We start from the raw sequence: 6,732 nt of genomic DNA on the forward strand, positions 1-6,732 counted from the left end.
GTTCGAATATATTCGAACAATAGAAATATATAGGGGGATAAAAATGAAGTATACGAAGTTGCAAAAGGCAGGGTTACAAATTTCTCAAATTGGTTTAGGAGCGAATGCAGTAGGGGGCTATAATTTATTTTCAAATGTGAATGAACAAGAAGGAATAAGAATGATTGAGGAGGCACTTCAGCAAGGCATTACATTGATAGATACAGCTGATTCATATGGATTTGGCAGATCTGAGGAATTAATAGGAGAGACGATTAAAAGAAAACGACAAGAGCTTGTACTCGCCACAAAAGGAGGGATACAGCCATTATTGAGCGGTTCTACTTGTATTAATAATGAACCAAATTATTTAAGAAATGCAGTTGAAAATAGCTTGCGAAGATTACAGACAGATTATATAGATTTATATTATTTACATTTTACAAATTCAGAAACTATGTACATAGATTCAATTGGAGAACTTGTTCGTTTAAAAGAAGAAGGGAAGATTCGTTCGATAGGAATATCAAATGTAAACTTAGCTCAGCTAAAAGAGGCGAATCAGTTTGGCGATATTGATGTACTGCAATCTCCTTATAATATGTTAGATCGTACAGCGGAAAAGGAGCTCTTGCCATATTGCATAAAAGAAGGGATTTCATTTATTCCATATGGCCCCCTTGCTTTTGGGATTTTAGGTGGTAGATATCCAGAAGATTTGAGCCTAGATGAAAAAGATTGGCGTAAAGATGTCTCATTATTTGAGGAACATACATATGAGGAAAATTTTATGAAAGTTGAAAAATTAAAAGATTTTGCTAGAGAGAAAAATACAAGGTTATCAAATGTAGCGTTAGCTTGGCTGTTAAATCAAGGGGGAATTGATACAGTGATTCCTGGTGGGAAACGCGCAGAGCAAGTAAGAGAAAATGTAAAAGTAGTAGATGTATCGTTACATGAGAGTGATTTGGAATATATACAATCTATTTTAGAGGAGTAGTAACAAAGGGTGAAATTCTACCCTTTGTTACTATTTAAGGAGATGGAGAAGATGAACAAAATTATGATATTATTTTTTATCATGATGTTTATGATTGGTACAGATACTTTTTTGATTTCACCATTATTACCAACACTACAAACAGTATACGGGATTCCAACAGAAATTTCAGGATGGATGGTAAGTGCATATGCACTGGGATATGCTGTATTTGCACTTATTGCTGGACCTATTTCTGATGGATTAAATCGGAAGAGGGTAATGTTAGGAGGCATGAGCTTTTTTGCAATTAGTACGTTTTTATGCGGATTAGCACCAAGCTTTTGGTGGATGATTACCTTCCGCTTTTGTGCAGGAATAAGTGCAGCATTTGTATCTCCACAAGTGTGGGCATCTATTCCGCTTCTTGTGTCCAAAAATCAAGTTATGAAATCAATTGGGATTGCAACAGCAGGACTATCATTAGCGCAAGTACTTGGATTACCAATTGGAGCATATTTAGCAACGATACACTATACAACACCTTTCTTTATAATTGGTATTTGTTCAGCGATACTTGTCATTTTTATTTATATTGCATTGCCAGAAATACAGCCACTGCAAATAGAACAAAAGCATCAATCTATTGTAAGTCGTTATCAACAACTATTAGGGGAGTCTAAGATTTCACTTTCTTACTTTGCATATTTTCTTTTCCAAACAGGTAATTTTGCAGCATTTTCATTTTTGGGAGTATGGTTAGCAACTCAATTTAAGTTACAAGTAAATGAAGTAGGAACAGCAATGCTTATACTTGGATTAGGAAATCTAGCAGGCAATATTTTAGGACCTAGACTTGTTAAAAAATTAGGTTATACTTATGCTTTTTATGGCGGCATTTTTGTTGTAGCTTGTCTATATGTTATTTTACCGTACTTGAAACAAATTCTATTGGGTGAGTTATTTTTCTTTATTTTATTTTTTATTACAGGAATTCTATTTGTACTTATGATGAGCCGTTTGCAAAAGATATCTAGCATAGCTAGGGGAACAGGAGCGGCGTTAGCAAATTCTTCTATGTATATTGGACAAACAATTGGAGCGGCAGTGGCGGGAGTGCTGTTTGCAGCATTTGATAATTTTATTTTCATTGGCTCTTTTACGGCTATCTTATATGTGGTTTCACTTTTAGTATTCCGAAAAAGTGATCGATACATGACAGGAGAATTAGGGAAAAAACAGAAGACTGCTTCTTTATAACTAGTAATAATATTATGTAAACAAAATAACGAAAAGCACTGTTTTAGATACATGACTAAAACAGTGCTTTTCGTTTAGATTGAACCGTTGCAGCATTTTCATCCTCTATTCCTGCTTCTTCAATAATTCGTTTTTTTGCTTTATCTAATAGGTGATTGACTGTTTCACCAAAATGGTTAGCTTCACGTTTTGTGCGGGCTGCTCGTAAACATTTATAGTTTTCTACCAGTTCCTCTTTTTCAGAGTCTGTTAAGAAATCTTCTATTTTCTTTTTTGGCATACGAAACACCCTTTCTTCTGACAGACAACAAAATTCAGAAATATTTATTTTTCATTATAGCAATAGTTTTTAATGAAAGTATAGATTAACGTCGTAATAATTTGTCAATTTCTTGAATTTTCTCATCGACTTTACCAATTTGTGTGTTTTTGGCTTGTTCACCGCCAAGTGCTTGATGAAGTAAGAAGGTTTGCCCTGAAATGGCAGTGACAATGGATACTTTAATAATCTCTTTTATTGTAATTACATCAAATAAGACGAGTCCTAGAAGTGCTGCAAGACTACCAGTTAATATATCAGTTAGAAAACCAAGATGAAAGAAGGTTTTTAAACGGCGTGGAAGCAATAACTTGCCTTGGTTATTGATTAGATGGGAAACGAAGCCAGTCATGCCACCAACGAGAACAGCAGTTAGCCATTGATACATCTCCATCAAATCCACTCCTTTTAGTGAATAAGATTCGTTTTTTACACTTATATTCCTTTTTAAATTTTATATAAGCATATTGAGAAAATTTAGTCTGGCTACATGCTTGTTCACTTTTGTTGTAACAGAAAATTCTGATATATTTTAGTCTATTATGTTCCGTTCTTTTTCATTATCATAAATTTAGAAAAGGAGGATGAAATCAGCCATTGTGGACAAATAAGAACGATAAAAAAATATATATCCGAAAATTCCGTTAAATAAAGTAGCTTTTCAAAATGATATTACATATAATGAGATTAACTAAACTAAGAACGGGGTGATGTATTATGGCGATGATTATTGATAGAAATATGAAAGCGAATACAAAGGTGGACGGAAAGAGCGAGACTTTGTAGGAATCGCACAATCCTTCCACTGGGCTCAAAATAGGGAGGATATTAATTTGAATCAAAATTGTTTAGAAGCATTTGGATGGGATTCTTTTTTTGAGGATCAATCTGTAGACAAGTATGAAGTAGGACGGATTTTACTTGAACATAAGCATATATATCGTATCATTTGTAATGATGGTGAATATGTAGCAGAGCTATCTGGAAAGTTTCGGCATGAAGCGTTATCTAAAGGGGATTATCCAGCAATTGGTGATTGGGTGTATATAAAGAAGTTAGAAGAAGAAAATAAGGCTATTATTCACCGTGTTTTGCAAAGGAAGAGTTCCTTTGCTAGACAAGAAGCTGGTAACAGAACTGTTGAACAGATTATAGCAGCAAATGTGGACTATCTTTTTTTAGTAAATGCTCTCAACCATGATTTTAATGTGAGAAGAATGGAACGTTATTTATTACTTGCTTATGAAAGTGGAGCAATGCCTGTTATTGTTTTGACAAAAAGTGACTTGTGTGAAGATGTGGAGCAAAAGATATTGGAAACAGAGGCGATAGCTATTGGTGTTCCAATCTTTGCAGTTGACAGTTTGCAGCAGGAGGGAATTGAGTCCTTGCAGCAATTTGTAGCTCCTGGTAAAACGATTGCCCTCGTTGGTTCCTCAGGCGCTGGGAAATCTACTTTATTAAACGCATTAATGGGTGCTGAAGTTGCAAAAACAGGTGGTGTTCGTGAAGAGGATAGTAAAGGACGGCATACAACGACTCATCGTGAGCTGTTCCAATTGTCAAGTGGTGGTTTAGTAATTGATACTCCTGGTATGAGAGAGCTTCAACTTTGGGAAGGCAGCGGAGCAATCCATGCGACATTTTCTGATATTGAAGAATTCGCCAAAGAGTGTCGTTTTCGTGATTGTGAGCACAACAGTGAACCGGGCTGTGCCGTTCGAATGGCGATTGATGATGGTATTATAGCAGCAGAGCGTTTGCGAAATTATAAAAAGTTGCAAAGAGAAATTGCATATACGATGAGAAAACAAGATTTAGCACTTGCCCGAACTGAACGAGCTAAGTGGAAAAAGATTGTAAAACAACATAGAAAGAATTGAAAAAACCAAAGGGAGGCTCCTTTGGTTTTTTACGTTTGTAAATTTTATAATAATATTATTCGTATATATGGACAAAAAGAAATTATTTGTTTAAACTTTACAAAGTGTTAGTCGGAAAATGATGATGAATAAGTTCATTTAGAGGACGTTTTTATCTTAAAACTCGAATATTAAAATGAAAAATAGAGGAGAGATTTCATGAGTAAACTATTACAGTGGTTTCGAAATATGAAAGTAGCAAAAAAGCTATTGATTTCATTTTTTATTATTTTAATTGCTGCTGTTTCAGTCATTGGTGGTCTGTCTTACCAAACGGCTAAAAAGAATTTTGAATCACAGATTATGAGTAGTGCAAATGATAATATTAAAATATTAGATAATTTAATTAATCAAACGATTGAAGCGAAATTTAACGATGTTAATAATTTTGCGAGAATGATTAAGAGTGATCTCTATCAGGGAGAGAATCAAGATGAATTAAAGAAACTGCTATCTCAATATACCAATTTAAACCCAGATATTGAACAGGTGTATGTTGCAGGAAATGATAAGAAATTTGTGCAAGAACCAGATATACAAATGCCAACGGATTATGATCCAACAACACGTCCTTGGTATAAAGATGCAGTAAGTAAGCAGGGTGGTATTATTGTAACGGAGCCATATAAGGCTAAAGGAAATGGCCATATTGTGGTAACGATTGCCAAACAAACAGAAGATAAAAATGGTGTTATCGGTTTAGATTTAAGCCTTGATAATCTATTAAAAACAGCAAAAATGATTAATATTGGGAAAAAAGGATATGCTTTTATTTTAGATCAAAATCAAAAGATAATTGCTCATCCAAAAGAAGAATCAGGTGACAAAGCCGCGGATGCTTGGGCGAAACAAATGTATCAAGAAAATCATGGTACCTTTACTTATTCATATGATAACAGCGAGAAGAAAATGGTATTTGCTACAAATCTAAAAACAGGTTGGAAAATTGGTGGAACGATGTATGCAAGTGAAGTAGTTGAAGCAGCTCAACCTGTATTTTATAATATGTTAATTATTATGGTAATTTCATTACTTGTAGGGGGCACACTTATTTATTTTGTGACACTTTCTATTACAAGACCCTTGAAAAAATTAGTTGTTACTTCGCATGAAATTAGCGATGGGGACTTAACGCAAACAATTGAAATTCATTCTAATGATGAAATTGGGCAGCTTGCGAAAGGTTTTAATGAGATGACGCATTCATTACGCACATTAATTGGTAGAATTAATACTTCAGCAGGTCATGTTGCATCTGCATCTGAAGAACTGACGGCAAGTGTGAGACAAGCAAGTGAAGCAACAGAACAAATTACAATGGCGATGGAGCAAGTTTCAAGTGGAGCAACAGTACAAACATCAAGTGTAGAAAATGGAGCAATGTTACTTCATAATGTAACAGAGGGAATTCAACATGTAGCAAACAGTTCTTCTTCAATTGCCAATGCATCTACATATACACGTGAAAAAGCAGAAGATGGTGGGGAACTTGTCGGGAAAACAGTGAATCAAATGCATTCGATTGCAGAGTCTGTTTCACAGTCAGATGCTGTAATTCAAGCATTAAATGATAAATCAAAGCAAATTGGTGATATTTTAGAAGCGATTCAAAATATTGCAGATCAAACAAATTTACTTGCATTAAATGCTGCAATTGAAGCCGCACGAGCAGGTGAGCATGGTAGAGGGTTTGCGATTGTTGCTGATGAAGTACGAAAACTAGCAGAGCAATCTAGCGTATCATCAAGTGAGATTGGGAAATTAATAGGTGAAATACAAGAAGATATGGGCAAGACAGTGAAGTCGATGAGTAATGTGAATGAAGAAGTTCAATCTGGCCTTGTAATAGCGAATGAAACGAAACAGAACTTTGCAGAGATATTGCATTCTACAAATGAAATTGCTACGCAAATTGAAAGTATGGTAGAAACGGCAAATGGAATGTCAAAAGGTGCAAATGAGGTTTCTATTTCAGTTGGTGAAATTGCCATGACAGCGCAAAATAATGCGACAAGTACACAAAATATTGCTGCATCTGCTGAAGAGCAATTGGCTTCTATGGAGGAAATTAGTTCTGCTGCGGGTACATTGTCACAAATGGCTGAGGAATTACAAGTACTGATTGAAAGATTCAAAGTATAGTGATGAGGAGACTGTCTCAACAGTAGTTGAATGGCTACTAGGGGGATAGCTCCTTTTTGTTTTATCATTTTAACCGAGAAGATCCCTTCCTCTAAACGAAGTGAAGATGGGGGATGAATCGGTTTTTTCTT

General features: G+C 35.0%; 6 protein-coding genes. 4 read left to right on the plus strand and 2 right to left on the minus strand.

The window, feature by feature from the left end; translation table 11 throughout:
• The first annotated feature begins 43 nt into the window (after nucleotides 1-43).
• Nucleotides 44-979, plus strand: coding sequence for an aldo/keto reductase (locus V7183_RS21105; RefSeq protein ID WP_335360725.1), 936 nt, complete (start codon nucleotides 44-46; stop codon nucleotides 977-979).
• A gap of 51 nt (nucleotides 980-1,030) precedes the next feature.
• The gene (locus V7183_RS21110) at nucleotides 1,031-2,218 is read left to right on the plus strand and encodes an MFS transporter (protein ID WP_335360726.1); all 1,188 of its coding nucleotides are present in this window, start codon (nucleotides 1,031-1,033) and stop codon (nucleotides 2,216-2,218) included.
• A 55-nt stretch (nucleotides 2,219-2,273) separates the two neighbouring features.
• Here the strand turns inward: V7183_RS21110 and V7183_RS21115 are convergent, their stop codons facing one another.
• A complete protein-coding gene (locus V7183_RS21115; protein WP_335360727.1) occupies nucleotides 2,274-2,498 on the minus strand; it encodes a hypothetical protein in 225 nt (74 codons plus the stop codon).
• Between the two features lie 85 nt (nucleotides 2,499-2,583).
• Complete coding sequence (locus V7183_RS21120; RefSeq protein WP_097898584.1) at nucleotides 2,584-2,931, minus strand: DUF4257 domain-containing protein; 348 nt, start codon at nucleotides 2,929-2,931, stop codon at nucleotides 2,584-2,586.
• A gap of 439 nt (nucleotides 2,932-3,370) precedes the next feature.
• On the opposite strand from V7183_RS21120, the gene rsgA reads away from it, so the two are divergent.
• On the plus strand, nucleotides 3,371-4,420 hold the full coding sequence (rsgA, locus tag V7183_RS21125) for a ribosome small subunit-dependent GTPase A (protein WP_335360728.1): 1,050 nt from the start codon (nucleotides 3,371-3,373) through the stop codon (nucleotides 4,418-4,420).
• A 198-nt stretch (nucleotides 4,421-4,618) separates the two neighbouring features.
• Nucleotides 4,619-6,601: a methyl-accepting chemotaxis protein gene (locus V7183_RS21130; protein WP_335360729.1), complete on the plus strand. Its 1,983-nt coding sequence runs from the start codon at nucleotides 4,619-4,621 to the stop codon at nucleotides 6,599-6,601.
• The last annotated feature ends 131 nt before the right edge of the window (nucleotides 6,602-6,732 follow it).

The sequence above is a fragment of the Bacillus sp. JJ1127 genome (assembly GCF_036965845.1).
In the GTDB taxonomy this organism is placed as follows: Bacteria; Bacillota; Bacilli; order Bacillales; family Bacillaceae_G; genus Bacillus_A.